The organism is Paenibacillus sp. CMAA1364 (genome assembly GCF_054373195.1).
In genome coordinates, this window is record NZ_JBITNB010000041.1 from 1 (window position 1) to 15,843 (window position 15,843).

At 41.3% G+C, this 15,843-nt stretch carries 14 protein-coding genes and 1 pseudogene; 9 read left to right on the forward strand and 6 right to left on the reverse strand.

Annotated features, from left to right (window positions below; all coding sequences use genetic code 11):
• Positions 1-83: 83 nt before the first annotated feature.
• Positions 84-1,091 (reverse strand): DMT family transporter, encoded by a 1,008-nt coding sequence (locus ACH8E3_RS16135; protein ID WP_458633670.1) that lies wholly within the window; start codon positions 1,089-1,091, stop codon positions 84-86.
• Positions 1,092-1,255: 164 nt separating this feature from the next.
• Between ACH8E3_RS16135 and ACH8E3_RS16140 the strand changes: the two genes are divergently transcribed.
• Complete coding sequence (locus ACH8E3_RS16140) at positions 1,256-2,113, forward strand: LysR family transcriptional regulator (protein WP_458633671.1); 858 nt, start codon at positions 1,256-1,258, stop codon at positions 2,111-2,113.
• A 158-nt stretch (positions 2,114-2,271) separates the two neighbouring features.
• Here the strand turns inward: ACH8E3_RS16140 and deoD are convergent, their stop codons facing one another.
• Together deoD and ACH8E3_RS16150 are read right to left on the reverse strand one after the other, a co-directional pair.
• Positions 2,272-2,976: a purine-nucleoside phosphorylase gene (gene deoD, locus ACH8E3_RS16145; protein ID WP_458633672.1), complete on the reverse strand. Its 705-nt coding sequence runs from the start codon at positions 2,974-2,976 to the stop codon at positions 2,272-2,274.
• 185 nt (positions 2,977-3,161) lie between these two features.
• The gene (locus tag ACH8E3_RS16150) at positions 3,162-3,878 is read right to left on the reverse strand and encodes a Crp/Fnr family transcriptional regulator (RefSeq protein WP_458633673.1); all 717 of its coding nucleotides are present in this window, start codon (positions 3,876-3,878) and stop codon (positions 3,162-3,164) included.
• 143 nt (positions 3,879-4,021) lie between these two features.
• Here ACH8E3_RS16150 and deoB point away from each other — a divergent pair, with 143 nt between their 5' ends.
• From deoB to ACH8E3_RS16185, 7 genes and pseudogenes are all read left to right on the forward strand, one after another.
• Positions 4,022-5,209 (forward strand): phosphopentomutase, encoded by a 1,188-nt coding sequence (gene deoB / locus ACH8E3_RS16155; RefSeq protein ID WP_458633674.1) that lies wholly within the window; start codon positions 4,022-4,024, stop codon positions 5,207-5,209.
• Between the two features lie 49 nt (positions 5,210-5,258).
• Complete coding sequence (locus ACH8E3_RS16160) at positions 5,259-6,305, forward strand: BMP family lipoprotein (RefSeq protein ID WP_458633683.1); 1,047 nt, start codon at positions 5,259-5,261, stop codon at positions 6,303-6,305.
• Positions 6,306-6,365: 60 nt separating this feature from the next.
• A complete protein-coding gene (locus tag ACH8E3_RS16165) occupies positions 6,366-7,901 on the forward strand; it encodes an ABC transporter ATP-binding protein (RefSeq protein WP_458633675.1) in 1,536 nt (511 codons plus the stop codon).
• Positions 7,894-8,963: pseudogene (locus tag ACH8E3_RS16170) on the forward strand (ABC transporter permease). The gene ACH8E3_RS16165 and the pseudogene ACH8E3_RS16170 overlap by 8 nt, the downstream one beginning before the upstream one ends.
• A gap of 3 nt (positions 8,964-8,966) precedes the next feature.
• The gene (locus ACH8E3_RS16175) at positions 8,967-9,920 is read left to right on the forward strand and encodes an ABC transporter permease (protein ID WP_458633676.1); all 954 of its coding nucleotides are present in this window, start codon (positions 8,967-8,969) and stop codon (positions 9,918-9,920) included.
• A 14-nt stretch (positions 9,921-9,934) separates the two neighbouring features.
• Positions 9,935-11,221: an NCS2 family permease gene (locus ACH8E3_RS16180; protein ID WP_458633677.1), complete on the forward strand. Its 1,287-nt coding sequence runs from the start codon at positions 9,935-9,937 to the stop codon at positions 11,219-11,221.
• Positions 11,222-11,286: 65 nt separating this feature from the next.
• Positions 11,287-11,643, forward strand: coding sequence for a nucleotide excision repair endonuclease (locus ACH8E3_RS16185; protein ID WP_458633678.1), 357 nt, complete (start codon positions 11,287-11,289; stop codon positions 11,641-11,643).
• A 69-nt stretch (positions 11,644-11,712) separates the two neighbouring features.
• On the opposite strand, the gene nagA is transcribed toward ACH8E3_RS16185, so the two are convergent.
• Genes nagA through ACH8E3_RS16200 form a run of 3 tightly spaced genes read right to left on the reverse strand, consistent with a single transcriptional unit; the run spans position 11,713 to position 14,496 of the window.
• Positions 11,713-12,894 (reverse strand): N-acetylglucosamine-6-phosphate deacetylase, encoded by a 1,182-nt coding sequence (nagA, locus tag ACH8E3_RS16190; RefSeq protein ID WP_458633679.1) that lies wholly within the window; start codon positions 12,892-12,894, stop codon positions 11,713-11,715.
• A complete protein-coding gene (gene nagB, locus ACH8E3_RS16195; protein WP_458633680.1) occupies positions 12,891-13,619 on the reverse strand; it encodes a glucosamine-6-phosphate deaminase in 729 nt (242 codons plus the stop codon). Before nagB ends, nagA begins: the two co-directional genes overlap by 4 nt.
• Before the next feature lies 1 nt (position 13,620).
• Complete coding sequence (locus tag ACH8E3_RS16200) at positions 13,621-14,496, reverse strand: MurR/RpiR family transcriptional regulator (protein WP_458633681.1); 876 nt, start codon at positions 14,494-14,496, stop codon at positions 13,621-13,623.
• Positions 14,497-14,808: 312 nt separating this feature from the next.
• Between ACH8E3_RS16200 and ACH8E3_RS16205 the strand changes: the two genes are divergently transcribed.
• Positions 14,809-15,714 carry a Gfo/Idh/MocA family protein gene (locus ACH8E3_RS16205; protein ID WP_458633682.1) on the forward strand — a complete coding sequence of 302 codons (906 nt, stop codon included), beginning with the start codon at positions 14,809-14,811 and terminating at the stop codon, positions 15,712-15,714.
• The last annotated feature ends 129 nt before the right edge of the window (positions 15,715-15,843 follow it).

Sequence of the window (15,843 nt, forward strand, 5' to 3'; positions counted from 1 at the left end):
AAAAAAACAAACGGGGTGCCCCTAGTCATTTTCGTGACTTTTGGGACAGCCCCTTGTTTGTTCTGTAGGTCTACGTATAACGATTATGAATTCAAGGATGATTTAGTAGTAGCGACAAAGTCGGTCTTTTTCAGGTGCTTGGACAACTTCTTAGTATCTGCAGTATCCATGGTTGCAGCTTTCCGTTCATAGGCATTACTTCGAAGAAGGGCAAATATGACGAGTAAGGTTCCGCCTATTTCATACAGGCTAATCTGATATCCTTGAAAAGCCATCACAATAAAGGTAGTAATCGGTACAAAATTAATGAACACAATGCCATTGAGTGGTGATAATATCTTGATTCCTGCATTCCAACTGAGTAAGGCAATAAGACCAGGAAACACAATCATGAACGCCATTTCATATTTCACTGCAATGATATCATGCCAAGTCGGTATGGAGATCAGATTCAAGGCAGAACCCGTACCGACGATGATCATAGAAACAAAGGTGCCCAGTACACAAGTTAAAGTCGAATATCGAAGTGTTGACCAACCCTGGAAGGTATCTCCTCCCATGGAGTACAGCACCCAACCTACGACTCCGATGAAGATAAGAAGTAAAGGGAATAGATGTTGTCCTGCCATCGTGAAGAATGATAATTGTCCATTCGTAATGACTAATAACGCACCGATCAACGCAATGATCATACTTGTCATCATATACTTCTTCGGTTTGTTACGCATAGTGACCCACAAGACCAGTATTGATATTATCGGCATGAGGACTTCCATGATGGAAGCGGCAACCGTACCTGCATCTTTCATAAGATGTTGTCCCAGGAAGACTAACATATTGTAGACCGTAAAGGCCATCGTCCCATAGAAAAGGAGGGCTTTACCTCTTCCTTCTAAGCGAAATGCTGCACGCCCCTCTTTCTTCCACAGGAGTACAACAAGAATAAGACTTACAACAGAATATCGGATAAGGGAGAAATAGAATGGATTGACATGTTGTAACGCAACATGTGCTACGGGGAACATCGCTCCCCATGACATACTTGCGATTAGACATAATATGGACCCCACAATGACTTTGTTTTTAAGCATGATGAAATATTCCACTGCCTTTTCTAATTTGGATTATTTTAAATTAGTAGTATTTATTTATATCATATGAGAGTACTGTCCATTCGTAAAATGATTGTAAATGCATTCTGATATCATTTATAATGATATCAGAATGCATAATACCGATGGATGGGGAGAGAAGAATGGAGTTAAATGATTTACTCATTTTTCAAACGGTAGCTACCCTGGGAAGTGTAAGCAAAGCGGCTATACAGCTGAGTTATGTACAATCGAATGTAACTGCTAGAATCAAAGTGCTAGAGAAGGAACTACAAACGCCGTTATTCTATCGACATAAACGTGGGATGGTGCTGAATACGGAGGGGAAGAGACTTCTAGAGTATTCAAGAGAAATCTTATTAAAGGTCGATGAACTAAAGGATGTATTTAGCCAATCGACTAATCCTTCTGGAGTTCTGGATATTGGTATAGTAGAGACTGTCAATGCACTACCTGAGATTCTATCCGCCTATTACAACAAGTATCCTAGTGTCGAGCTATCGTTGCAAGCAGGTGTGACGGAACATCTAGTACAAGAAGTAATGGATATGAAGTTGGATGGAGCCTTTGTAACGGGGCCGATTAAGCATCCTATGATTGAGCAGTTTGAGGTCATTAGCGAGAAGTTGGTTATGGTATCTAGAAGTAGTAGCTTAGTGTTAGAAGATTTAACGACAACACCTCTACTTCTCTATAAAAAAGGTTGCGGTTATCGTGGACGGTTAGAGAATTGGATGAAGATTGAAGGGATTATACCTAAACAGATTATGGAATTTGGAACATTCGGAACTATTATCGGTAGCGTTGCAGCAGGCATAGGAATAACAGTAATCCCTGAATCATCAGTGACTGACTTTGCTGCTAAGGGTGCGATATACTGCCATAGACTACCTGAACCTTATCAGGATATAACAACCGTCTTTATTAGAAGAAAAGATGCTTACTTAACCAGCACATTACAGTCCTTCATCGAAGTCATCATGGATACAACCACGACATAATCCTTCATGAATCTAATGAAGACTTGGTGAACTGGAAGAGGATATAGGACGTATTGTAGATGATCTAAATAAAGACAAGCCCCTAGTATCGCATCAGCAATATAAGGGGCTTGTCTTTTACCATTCACTGCACCGTTCTGAATGCTACATGATAACAATTATTTAGATACTGTGTCCAAAGCAACTTCAATCATACCATTGAATGTAGTCTGTCTCTCTTGAGCCGTAGTCTGTTCACCAGTAAGAATGTGGTCACTAACGGTTAGAAGGCTGAGACCTTTTACACCAAATTTGGTTGTTAAATAATAAAGAGCTGCTGTTTCCATCTCTACAGCCATTACGCCATGTTGTCCCAGCTTAGTGAAAACATCATTATTGTCTGTGTAGAAGATGTCAGATGATAGCACATTTCCTACGCGAAGATGAAGTCCTTTATCTGTACCGATTTCATAGGCGCTTTTAATTAAATCGAAGTTTCCGATCTGTGGGAAGTCATACCCAGGGAAGTCGTTACGAATAATTGCAGAATTCGTAGCTGCTGCTTGTGCAATAATGACATCACGGATTTTGACATCATGCTGAATAGCTCCACATGTCCCAATACGCACGAGGTTTTGTGCACCATAATCTTTAATAAGCTCATGAATATAGATGGATGCAGAAGGCATCCCCATTCCTGTACCTTGAATGGATACACGCTTTCCTTTATACGTTCCGGTAAAGCCTAGCATGCCACGAACGTTGTTGTAACAGACGGCACCTTCTAGAAAAGTCTCGGCAATATACTTTGCACGTAGTGGATCGCCAGGTAGTAAGACGGATTCAGCAATATCGCCAACTTTTGCTTCAATGTGAAAACTCATGTCAATTCCCTCCAATATTTCTTATAATGCTATCGAAAGCAGTTTGCCCCAAAATCATAACATGATACGTTACATCATTATGTGAGAGCGCTTACTCTGTATTAGTGAAGTGGTTCACGTTATATCCGTATGCGTGTTCACGGTAATAAAGCGCTATCATTTGTTATATTTGTTGCATGGGGAAGCTAATTATTATACCACTTCCGAAGCGGTGCAAACTCTTCTGTTTCTTGACAAATGGACTCCAGAAGACCTAAGTCAAGAAGGTATAAATATTTATCGCGAATGTCTATCAGTCCCTCTGCTTGGAACTCACCCAGTGTTTTGGAGATGGACTCTCTTGTCACTCCGAGCATGTTAGCGAGCAAGGTTTGATTGATTTTTAGATCAATTTTATAACTATTGTCTTCCGTTGTACCGAAGTTATAATAGAGATCCATAATCAGATTGGAGACTTTTCCACGAAGATCATAAAAGGTAAGGTAGCGTATCATACGATTGAGCATACGCGTGCGTTCAACCAAGATCTTGTAAGCGTTTCGCATAACCGAAGGATATGTATCTACAATATATAGAAAGTCTTGCTTGCTCAACATCCATACGGAAATACTCTCTAGTGCTTCAATGGATGAGATTCGATGACTGTCAGCAGACAAGGCCTCTACTTCACCAATGATGTCACCTGGAATGGTAATGCTTAGTACGATCTCTTTGCCTTCATACATCCTGTAAATCTTGACCATGCCCGAACGAAGAAGATAAACATCATCATCTTGATCATTCTCAAACATAAGTATATGGTTTTTCTTGAAATGGCGTTCTTTTAGTAAAGGAAGGATGTTGTGCACTTCTTCTTCAGGAATATCTGCAAAAATGGTGATGTCTCTAATATTAGTAATCATGAGCATATCCCCTTAATGTGATTCAATATGGATTAACTCTTCATTAACCATTGATGTGTAGTCTAAGAAGATTATTATACCACGAATCTGGGCAAAGCTAACATACGACATCATATTCTATAAATAGGAATTGAGGAAACCACATGAAATTCGAACGTATCAGTGTGATTGTGCTTGATAGTGTAGGCATAGGTGAACTACCTGATGCTCCAACATTTGGTGATGAAGGTAGTCATACATTAGGCCATATTTGTGAACAAGTACCTGACATGAAGTTACCGAATCTAGCTGCCTTAGGATTAGGGAATATTGCTCCATTGTCTACGATTCCACCAGCATCGAATCCACTAGCTTGCTATGGTAAGATGGCTGAAGTATCGGTAGGTAAAGATACCATGACGGGCCACTGGGAGTTGATGGGCTTGAAGGTTGAGGTACCCTTCCAAGTGTATCCTGATGGGTTCCCACCTGAATTAATTGAGAAATTCGAAAAGCTTACAGGTCGTAAAGTCATCGGTAACAAGCCTTCATCGGGGACGGTGATACTAGACGAGTATGGGGAAGAACAGATGCGAACAGGTGCCTGGATTGTATATACATCTGGAGACAGTGTATTGCAGATCGCTGCGCATGAAGATATTATCCCGCTCGAAGAATTGTATCGTGCATGCGAGATTGCACGGGAGATGACGTTGGATGATCCATATGTTGTGGGACGTATTATTGCTAGACCTTACGTCGGTCAACCAGGATCATTCACACGCACACCCAATCGTCATGATTATGCATTAGATCCATTTGGTGAGACTGTTCTAGACCATCTGAATAATGGAGGTTATGATGTCATCTCTGTAGGGAAGATTAATGATATCTTTACAGGACAAGGTATTAAGGAATCCTTTCCAACGAAAAGTAACTTGGATGGTATTCTGACAACCATTGAGCAAATGAAACGCCCTTTCAAAGGATTATTATTTGTGAATCTAGTTGATTTCGACTCATTGTATGGACATCGTCGTGATCCCAAAGGATATGCGGCATGCTTGGAAGAGTTCGATCACTATGTGCCTGAACTGATGAAGCGAACAGGTGAGAAGGATTTGTTGATTATTACGGCAGATCATGGGAATGATCCTACCGCAGATGGAACAGATCATACACGTGAGTATGTGCCCATATTGATCTACAATCCATTACTGGCCAAACAAGGCATTCATATTGGTACAAGAGAAACATTTGCTGATTTAGCTGCAACCATTGCAGATAACTATAGGATTACTAAACCAAACATTGGGGAAAGCTTCTTACCGTTATTAATGGTCAATGACTAATTCAGGCAAGCAACTAATTATACAGGGGGAGTTCAAATTGAAAAGATCAATGAAAGCAATGTTGCCGTTATTACTAACTTTTACACTAGCGTTAACAGCATGTGGTTCAAATGGTAATAAAGATGCGACAAACAGCGGTAAAGATACGAATGGGGCAACAAATACGGAGAACAAACAAGAATTGAAGAAACTGAAAGTAGGAATGGTTACGGATCTTGGAAGTGTGAATGATAAATCCTTTAACCAAAGTGCATGGGAAGCGTTACAGAAGCTAAAAGAAGACTATGGCTTTGAAGTGAAATATTTAGAGCCTAAGTTAGATGCTGACGTTGTACCCAATTTGAATCAATTTGTAAAGGCTAACTACGATTTAACATGGGCAACTGCATTCACATTATCCGATGCAGTGACACAATTATCCAAAGAAAACCCTGATAAGAACTTCGGGATTGTAGACTCTGACCTCGTGTTACCAAACGTAGCAGCGGTATCCTTCAAGGAGCAAGAGGGATCGTTCCTTGTAGGTGTTATAGCGGGTCTAACGACGAAGACGAACAAGATCGGATTCGTTGGGGGTATGGACATTCCTGTCATCAAGCGTTTTGAAACAGGATTCCGTGAGGGAATCGCTGCAGTAAATCCAGATGCTAAATTAAGCGTGAACTACACAGGTCAATTTACTCGTGTAGACATGGGTAAATCAGCAGCATCAACGATGTACAATGATGGGGTTGATATTATATTCCACGCTTCAGGATTAACAGGTAATGGTGTATTTAATGAAGCCAAAGAACGTAATAGTAATGGTGGCAAGGTGTGGGTTATTGGTGTAGATAAAGACCAATCCTTAATCTTTGGTGATGATGTAACATTAACATCTATGATCAAAAAAGTAGACGAGGCTGTGTTCCAAATTTCTAAGAGCTTAGCGGAAGGTAACTTCCCAGCTGGTAAAGTAACCTTGATGGGTCTTAAAGAAAAAGGTGTAGATATTGCTCCAACATCTTCTAAGAATGTCACACCTGAGATTCTTGCTAAAGTGGAAGAGTACCGCACCAAAATTATTAACGGTGAAATTGTCGTTCCAGAAAGTTAAGGTTCATGTCGCCCCTTCTCATGGATGTGGGAAGGGGCTTATATGTGGGGAGGGGTCTATATGACGAAGACAGATATTGCGTTGGAACTAAAAGGAATTACAAAGAGGTTCCCCGGTGTTGTAGCTAACGATAATATTAGCTTTCAATTAAAACGTGGAGAGATTCATGCTTTACTTGGAGAAAACGGCGCTGGCAAATCTACCTTGATGAGTATAGTCTTTGGACTATATCAACCTGACGAAGGCGAGATTCATGTGAACGGCAATTTCGAATCGATTGACAACCCTAACAAGGCGATCGACCTTGGTATCGGGATGGTGCATCAACACTTTAAATTGGTAGAACCCTTTACGGTGACAGAGAATATCATTCTCGGGATGGAACCCAAAAGTGGATTGAAGATCGATATTAAAAGTGCTAGTCAAAAGGTGAAGAAGCTATCTGAACAATACAAATTAGACTTAGATCCAATGGCAACGATTGATCATATTAGCGTAGGCATGCAACAGCGAGTAGAGATCATTAAGACATTGTATCGCGGTGCAGACATTCTAATCTTTGATGAACCTACTGCGGTGTTAACACCACAAGAAGTTAGTGAATTGTTAGATATTATGAAGCACCTTGTTGATGAGGGTAAATCCATTATTCTTATCACACATAAGCTGAAAGAAATCATGGAAATCGCTGATACCTGTACGGTTATTCGTCGCGGTAAAGTCGTTGGAAGTGTTGAAGTTGCGAAGACAAATCCACAACAACTAGCAGAGATGATGGTTGGTAAAGCTGTCAACTTTAAGACAGAAAAGACAGTAGCTAAGCCTCAAGAGGTCTTCTTAGAAGTGAAAAATCTAGTTGTACCTGGCGGAAGTAGCAAAAATGCGGTAAATAACCTCTCCTTTTACGTACGGTCAGGTGAAATAGTCGGCATTGCAGGTGTAGATGGGAATGGTCAGACGGAACTAATTGAAGCCATAACAGGAATGCGTAACATCACATCAGGCGAAATCTTGTTAAAAGGTAGAAATATAGCGAATCACACACCACGATCCATATCTGAATCAGGAATATCCCATATTCCACAGGATCGACATAAACACGGACTCGTTCTGGACTTTACTGTCAGTGAAAATATAATATTACAATCGTACTTTCATCCTGAGATGAATAAGAATGGCTTCATTAATACGAAGGCTATGGACGATAAAGCAACGAAGTTAGTGCAAGACTTCGACATTCGTACTTCAGGTATAGATGTCCATGCCCGGTCGATGTCTGGTGGTAATCAACAGAAGGTGATTATCGCACGTGAGATTGACAGAAATCCACAGGTCATGATTGCAGCACAACCTACTCGCGGATTAGACGTGGGTGCTATTGAATTCGTGCATAAACAGTTAATACAACAACGTGATGAAGGAAAGGCAGTTCTATTGGTTTCTTTTGAATTGGAAGAAATTATGAACGTTGCTGATCGTATACTTGTCCTATTCGGAGGAGAAATTGTTGGTGAGACGACACCTGAAACGACGAATGACCAGCAAATTGGATTGATGATGGCAGGTAAGCATGAAGGAGATGACATAGATGGATAGACTGGTGAGCATTTTCAAACGTGATTCTGCGATTGTCCCGATTGTATCCATTCTGCTAGGGTTGTTGTTAGGTGCACTCATTATGTTAATAGGTGGCTACGATCCCATATTGGCGTATTCCTCCTTAATCTCAAAGATCTTCGGTAGCAGTTACGATGTTGGTGAAGCACTACGGACTATTGTACCTCTGATTATGAGTGGTCTAGCTGTAGGGATTGCCTTTCGAGCCGGGTTGTTTAATATCGGTGTGGATGGCCAAATTATCATGGGTTCATTAGGTGCACTTATTGTGGGTACACAGCTAGATTTACCGCCATTACTACATGGTATTGTCGCAGTTCTATTTGGTGCTCTTCTCGGTGGCATGTGGGGTGCGTTGATTGGATATATTAAGGCGTATAGGGGTATTAATGAGGTTATTACGAGTATTATGTTTAACTTCATAGCCCTATATATAAGTCACTTTATGATTCGTATCTATATGCCACAAGCAGGTACACAACGTTCAGCTATGATCCATGAGTCTGCCAGTATTCAGATCGCTTGGCTGTCTAAGTTTATGGGGGGGCACGTATTCACTGGGGGTTCATTATTGCTATTCTAATGGTAATCTTCTATCACATTTATCTAAACAAGACCAAATGGGGATATGAATTGCGTGCGGTCGGAATGAATCCAGATGCTGCGAATTATGCGGGAATGAGAGTTCCGAAGGTTATCGTTCGTACGATGTTTATATCAGGGGTCTTTGGTGGATTAATTGGAACATTTGAAGTATTAGGCGTATTTAAATATATCGCGATTAACTCGGTTACATCTGGTATTGGTTTCGATGGGATTGCAGTCTCACTACTTGGTGGTAATAGTGCGCTTGGTATTCTATTATCTGCAGGACTCATTGGAGCGCTTTCTTACGGATCACAAGGTATGAGCTTCGGCGCTGAAGTACCAGGTGAGATTATACGTATGGTGATTGGGTTCATTATCTTCTTCGTTGCTGCACCAGGGATTGTGAAACTCTTATTCAAACCATTCAAAAATAGATCAAAGAAGAAGGTGTAGATCATGGATATTATTGCAAACATATTGAATGGGACGCTGGTATTCTCTACTGCCCTCATCTTTGCTGCACTGGGTGGACTGATCTCAGAACGCTCTGGAGTCATCAATATTGGACTAGAGGGCTTCATGATATCGGGCGCATTCTTCTCTGCATTAATTGCGTATTATGCCGAGGGAGCAGGATATGGAGCATTCTCTCCATGGTTAGGGCTCATTGGTGCATTTGTCGGGACTGCGATATTCTCTAGTATTCATGCGCTCGCATCCATTAAATTTCATGCCAATCAAGTTGTCAGTGGTGTTGTTATCAACATACTCGCCGCAAGTTCAACATTCTTTTTGGTCAAAATGATTTTTGATGGATCAGCAGAAACACCGTTATTAATGAAAGTGTTTCATAAGATCAACATTCCCTTTTTAAGTGATATACCATTCATTGGACGGGTATTCTTCAATGCGTATCCAACGACATATATTGCGATAGCTATGGCGATTGCTTTGTATTTCATTCTATTCAAGACATCTATTGGACTAAGACTACGTGCCGTTGGAGAGCATCCAAGCGCAGCGGCTACCGTGGGTATAAAGGTAAATCGTATGCGTTATATGGCCGTTATTCTAAGTGGTTCCATTGCTGCACTTGGTGGAGCAACGATTGTGCTTACATCCAACAGTAACTTTGCCTTTAATACGATATCTGGACAAGGATATATTGCATTAGCAGCCGTTATATTTGGTAAATGGCATCCAACAGGAGTGATGTTCGCAGCCCTATTCTTCGGATTGGCTCAAGCCGTGAAGGATCAATTACAGATTTTCGAATTTGCAGCAAGTATTCCGAATGAATTCTTCTACATGTTCCCATACGTATTAACATTAATAATATTAATTGGGGCAGTTGGTAAGGCGCGTGCACCAAAAGCATTAGGGGAACCCTATGACGTAGGCAAAAGATAAGGGGTGCACCTATATTGAACAGCAGAATGCAGAAGCTTTTTCACATCCATGAAGAGAAAACAACGATTCGTACGGAGGTGGTTGCTGGTGCAACCTCCTTTATGACCATTGCATACATCATTGCAGTTAACGGCGCGATTTTAAGTAAAGCAGGAATGCCTTATGAAGCGGCAATTATTGCGACTGTGATCTGTTCCTTTATTGGTTGTATGTTGATGGCATTCTGGGCCAATTCACCCTTAATACTTGCTCCGGGTATGGGAGATAATGCATTCTTTGTCTTTACCCTAGTATTCTCATTAGGGCTGACTTGGCAACAAGCACTTGCTGCTGTGTTTCTAGCAGGTATTGTGTTTATGCTTACATCCGTAACAAAAGGGGCCGAATACTTATCACGGTCGATTCCCAAGTCTATGATCCATGCGATGACGGCTGGAATTGGCCTCTTTATTGCCTTTCTAGGTTTGAAGAATGGCGGATTAATCGTTGCTAGTGAAGGTACATTCGTTACGTTAGCGAACGTTAGTGATCCGTACGCTTTGACAACCATATTAACGTTGCTTATAGCTTTGCCGTTATTCTTGCGTAACGTCACGGGAAGTTTCTTGATTGTAATTATTGTCGGAACGGGAATAGGTGCGTTATTAGGGATCGTCGATTTCTCTACCCTAAATGATTTCAGTATTTCTTTTGCTGGATATGGCGAGTTATTCTTTGCATTGGATTTCAGTGCTATAGGGACATTGAACTTTTGGACGGCTGTATTCTCTTTATCCATGGTTATTATATTCTCCAACATGGGAGCACAACTGGGCATGCTGCCAGATAAGAAGAAGTTCAAGAAGTCATTTCAGGCGAATTCCTTCTCTGTTATCAGTGCTGGATTGTTAGGTTGTAGTCCAATGACGACAGCCGCGGAAGGTGCAACAGGCGTTGCCACAGGTGGGAGAACAGGGTTAACATCGTTTACAACGGGACTACTGTTCGTTCCTGCATTGTTCCTTATTCCGTTATTCAAAGTGATTCCAAGCAGTGCTATTGCCCCTGTGCTCATTATTGTTGGGTGTCTGATGTTCCAGAGTATTAAGGAGATTTCCCTTGGTGACTTTACAGAGGCTTTTCCTGCGTACTTGATGATGGTCATTATGCCACTATCCTTCAGCATTGCGAATGGTATTGCATTTGGCTTCATTGCGTATCCGATTGTCAAAGTAGTGACGGGTCGTAAATCAGAAGTATCGGCTACCATGGTCGTGATCGCCTGTTTCTTCTTATTGTATTTTGTATTGGGATCGATATAATAAATGGTGTTACCTGGATTAATATGATAAACTGAACACCTATATCGATTAGGAAGTGAGCCGAAATGATTAATATAACGATTCCCGAACCACATGTTTCGATGACGAAACAAGTTGCCCCTGTGTTAAGTAATATTTACGGATTTACAGATTTCCACCTTATTCCTAGAGATATGGGCGGAATCTTTATGTTCTATAATGATAATGAAGAATTATTGTTTGTGGGCAAAGCGAGAAAGTTAAGACCAAGAATAAAGAAGCACTTCGAAGATACAACATCTCCAATGAAGGCGCATAGAGATGAAGTCGCTAAAATTGATGTGTGTTTGATCGGGGATCCCGTTCATAGAGAAATCTATGAGACCTATATTGTGAATGAGCTCAAAGCGAAATACAATGTGGATAAAGTATTATACAAGTAATAAGAATAAGGTATAGCAAATAGCCTTACTGACAGCGTATATGCTGTTAGTAAGGCTATTTGTTATGTTTTATTTGATTTTTCTACCTTGTACCCATACATTTTGAAGTTCAAGGCTAATATCTAGAAGAAGAATATCTGCCTGTTTGCCAACTTCAAGCGTTCCTGTCTGTTGCTCTAATCCAAGAGAAATGGCTGGGTTCAGACTTGCCGCTTGTGATGCTTCTTGTAGCGTTAATCCAACCTCTGTGATCAGATAACGGAAGCCACGGATCATAGTTAATGTACTTCCAGCAAGAGCGCCACCATTATTCGTCAGTGTTGCAATTCCACCAGATACCGTCACGGGCTGATCTCCTAACATATACGCGCCATCCCCAAGACCGGCAGCTGACATCGCATCAGTAATAAGTAGAAGATTAGATGATGTTTTTAGACGTGCTAGAATAGATATCACTGCGGGATGTACATGAATACCATCAGCAATAATCTCGGCTGCGATGCGTGCATCCCCTAATACTGCGCCAGCAACCCCAGGCTTACGATGATGTATTGGAGTCATGGCATTAAAAGCATGAACGGCTTGTGTAAGGCCAGCTTCCACAGCCAACTCTACTTCCTCATATGTGGCATCCGTATGTCCAAGAGCAGCAGTAATTCCATGCTCACGGAGCCAGGAGATGGCCTCGATAGCGCCCTCTCGCTCCGGTGCAAGTGTAACTTGGCGCATTAGACCTGGATATTTGCTCTCCCACTCATCGAGCCAACTAACATTAGGAAGCGCGATATGATCTGCATTCTGAGCACCAGGCCATTGAGGACTAATGAATGGACCCTCAAGATGTACGCCTGCTAATTGTGCATAAGGCATATCACCTGAACGATAAGCATTTACTTCGCTTAAGACGTTATCAATATCAGGCTTTAGTGCCGTCATCGTTGTTGCGAGCATCGTAGTTGTTCCTTGTGAACTATGAAATAGCGTAATTGCATCCAATGTTTCTTTCGTACTATTCATGAAATCATGTCCAGCTCCACCATGTACGTGGACATCTATGAATCCTGGAAGAAGTAGACCCTCAGGCTGATCTGCAACGACGTCCCATGATGCATAGATTGAAGGTAGCTGTTGTCGTTCGCCTACAAACATGATTGTGTTTCCAGAGATGGCGATTACGCCATCCTCAATTAATTGTTGTGGTGTAAGTACCTTGGCATATAGAAGTTGTTCTACAGAATCAAGGTTACTCATTTGAGAAGACTCCCTGCTTCATCATCGATGAGAACGATAACGTTAGGATGACATTGTAAGAATGATGCTGGACATTGCGTTGTAATTGGTCCTTGTATTGCATCTCTGATTGCTTCTGCTTTTGAAGCGCCGCGGGCAATAAGAACTATCTGACGTGCTTTCATAATGCTACCTACACCCATTGTGATTGCCGTCTTAGGTACTTCGTCCATAGAAGCGAAGAAGCGGGCATTAGCTTGAATAGTTTCTTCTTGTAGATCCACAACTTGGGTACCCCCAATAAGGTGATCATCAGGTTCGTTGAAGCCGATATGTCCGTTACTTCCGATTCCTAGAAGTTGTAGATCCACAGGTCCATTCTCTTCCAACATGAAGTCATAAGCTTTACACTCCGCTTCCAAGTCTTGTGCAGTTCCATTAGGAATAAAGGTTTTGTTTGGATTAATATCAATATGATTAAAGAGATTCTCTCTCATGAAAGTATGATAACTTTGTGGGTGATCGTGAGCTAATCCAATATACTCATCTAGGTTATAAGCGGATGCATGTGCGAAGCTAACTAACCCCTTCTTATACATTTCACCTAGACGCGCGTAAATACCTAGTGGAGAACTACCTGTAGCTAGTCCCAGAACTGCTCTTGGCTTGCTTTGTACCATGCTTACGAATAGATTGGCTCCAGTCTGTACGAAATCTTCTTCGTTGTTAAAAGTGAAAACATTCATTTCATTGACCTCCTCGTTTTTGGCGAAAATGTTGAATATTGTTATAGGATTGTTCTAATTTAGGAACAAAATCCTCGAACTGATGGCTAATCATTCCAGTGAATAGAATGTCAATAATATGAAGCTGTGCGATCCGTGATGCCATATCTCCACGCCGCATACCTTTTTCTAAGGATGATGAGAAGAGAGAGAGATCAGCTAACGTGGCCAGCGTATTACTTCCGTATGACGTCAAGGAAATAGTCGTTGCCCCACTTTGTCTAGCACAGGTTAATGCATCGATGGTTTCCGTCGTTTCTCCAGAGTACGATATGGCAAAGGCGACATCGCGACCATCAAGTGTAGAAGCAGATGTGATTTGCATATGGGAATCGGAAAAGGCAGTACAGTTGACACCAATACGTATTAACTTCTGGTAGAAATCTTGAGCAATGATAGAAGATGTGGCCATACCATATAGATCAATTCTTCTCGCGCCACATAGATGATCAATCACGTTCGCAAGTCTAGTGTGATCGAGTAAAGTCGTTGTATCGCGAATAGATGCTAGATGGTTAGCTTGCATAGCCTCCACGATTCGAGATAGCGGGTTACCAGCCACAATATCTTGGTATGCAGAAATGTGAGATTGCCCTTCCGCGTTCATGTGTGCTATTTCTGATGCTAGATGGACTTTGAAATCAGGAAATCCTCTGAAATGAAAACCTTTGCAGAATCGTGTAATGGTAGCTGGACTGATCCCACATTGTTCAGCTAGATCTGTAATACCCATATGAATCACTTCGCTTGGTGCAGATAGAATACGTTCAGCCAACTTTCGTTCTAGAGGAGACAGTTTAGTTAACTGACGTTGAATTGTTTCAAGGATCACGTTCATGGAACACTTCCCTTGCTAGAATGTATGAAATACCCTTAACACGCTCACTAAAATTATTTCAGTATAATGTGATTAATTTTAGAAAATTGTTTTCATGTATATGATAATACAATGCCCTAATGGTTGCAATAGTTTATGTAGTTAAGAAGTTGTTATACGAGGGAATATTTTGTATGGAAGATATCAGACGCTTCAGAATGGAAATTACACTCACAGCATAGATCTGTCTTGATAAATAGTGGTTCTATGTCAGAATAGAAAGAAGACGTAATTCTAATAGAAGTAACCATATAAGGTTGGAGGCAGGATCAGATGAACCAAAGGATGAAGATCGGTATTATTGGAACAGACACTTCCCACTCTAAAGCGTTTACAGAGCTTCTGAATGATCTCGAACATCCCTATCATGTAGAGGGTGGTGAAGTGGTCATCGCCTATCCGGGAGGATCCCCAGATTTCGAACTTAGTATTTCGAGGGTTGAGACTTTTGCAAAAGATATGAACTATCGGTTTGGTGTTCAAATGGCAGATACCCCTGAACAAGTAGCAGAAGCATGTGATGCTATATTGTTGTTATCTGGGGATGGTCGCGTTCACCTTGAACAATTCGAGAAAATTATTCCCTATGGAAAGCCTGTCTTTATAGATAAGCCTTTTGCCAATAGCTCAGAAGAAGCTAAGGCGATTTACAAGCTAGCTGAACAATGGTCTGTTCCGATCATGAGCAGTTCAGCGCTACGTTATGCGGAAGCGTTGACGAATCAACTGGATAGTAACTTGGATGATTCCGTAGTGGGCTTGGATTGTTGGGGACCCATGATTATAGAGCCTACGCAAAAGGGATACTTCTGGTACGGCATTCATCTCGTAGAAATGTTGTTTACTGTGCTGGGGACCGGGTGTTCAAGCGTACAGGTATCGAGCTTGGGTGATCAAGATACAATCACGGGTACATGGCATGACGGAAGAATAGGAACAGTACATGGTAGTCTCTCAGGCACGCTTCCGTTTATAGCGGTAATGCAAAGAGAGAAGAGTTCCTCGTTCGTTGACATTAGCTCTGGTGTGAAGCCATTCTACGCAAGCTTACTTGAAGAAATTATGATGATGTTCGAGACAAGAAATTCAAAGATCCATATGGAGACTACATTAGAAATCATTCGCTTTATTGAAGCGGCTAACGAGAGTAGAGAAACTGGAGAGATCATTTATTTATAATAGTGACACCCTTGATGCATGAATACAGTAATGATGTTAACAATATACAGGACACATCATTCATGCATATAAAGGAGAGAGCGTAAAATATTATGTGTAAATAGATAAATAGAAAAAGGAAGACCTTTT

What these genes read in the sequence shown, in the direction of transcription:
- ACH8E3_RS16165 (WP_458633675.1), top strand. Translation starts at nt 6,366, where the DNA reads ATGACGAAGACAGATATTGCGTTGGAACTAAAAGGAATTACAAAGAGG.
- nagA (WP_458633679.1), bottom strand. Translation starts at nt 12,894, where the DNA reads ATGAGTAACCTTGATTCTGTAGAACAACTTCTATATGCCAAGGTACTT.
- ACH8E3_RS16185 (WP_458633678.1), top strand. Translation starts at nt 11,287, where the DNA reads ATGATTAATATAACGATTCCCGAACCACATGTTTCGATGACGAAACAA.
- ACH8E3_RS16160 (WP_458633683.1), top strand. Translation starts at nt 5,259, where the DNA reads ATGAAAGCAATGTTGCCGTTATTACTAACTTTTACACTAGCGTTAACA.
- ACH8E3_RS16150 (WP_458633673.1), bottom strand. Translation starts at nt 3,878, where the DNA reads ATGATTACTAATATTAGAGACATCACCATTTTTGCAGATATTCCTGAA.
- ACH8E3_RS16175 (WP_458633676.1), top strand. Translation starts at nt 8,967, where the DNA reads ATGGATATTATTGCAAACATATTGAATGGGACGCTGGTATTCTCTACT.
- ACH8E3_RS16200 (WP_458633681.1), bottom strand. Translation starts at nt 14,496, where the DNA reads ATGAACGTGATCCTTGAAACAATTCAACGTCAGTTAACTAAACTGTCT.
- nagB (WP_458633680.1), bottom strand. Translation starts at nt 13,619, where the DNA reads ATGAATGTTTTCACTTTTAACAACGAAGAAGATTTCGTACAGACTGGA.
- ACH8E3_RS16135 (WP_458633670.1), bottom strand. Translation starts at nt 1,091, where the DNA reads ATGCTTAAAAACAAAGTCATTGTGGGGTCCATATTATGTCTAATCGCA.
- ACH8E3_RS16140 (WP_458633671.1), top strand. Translation starts at nt 1,256, where the DNA reads ATGGAGTTAAATGATTTACTCATTTTTCAAACGGTAGCTACCCTGGGA.
- deoB (WP_458633674.1), top strand. Translation starts at nt 4,022, where the DNA reads ATGAAATTCGAACGTATCAGTGTGATTGTGCTTGATAGTGTAGGCATA.
- deoD (WP_458633672.1), bottom strand. Translation starts at nt 2,976, where the DNA reads ATGAGTTTTCACATTGAAGCAAAAGTTGGCGATATTGCTGAATCCGTC.
- ACH8E3_RS16205 (WP_458633682.1), top strand. Translation starts at nt 14,809, where the DNA reads ATGAACCAAAGGATGAAGATCGGTATTATTGGAACAGACACTTCCCAC.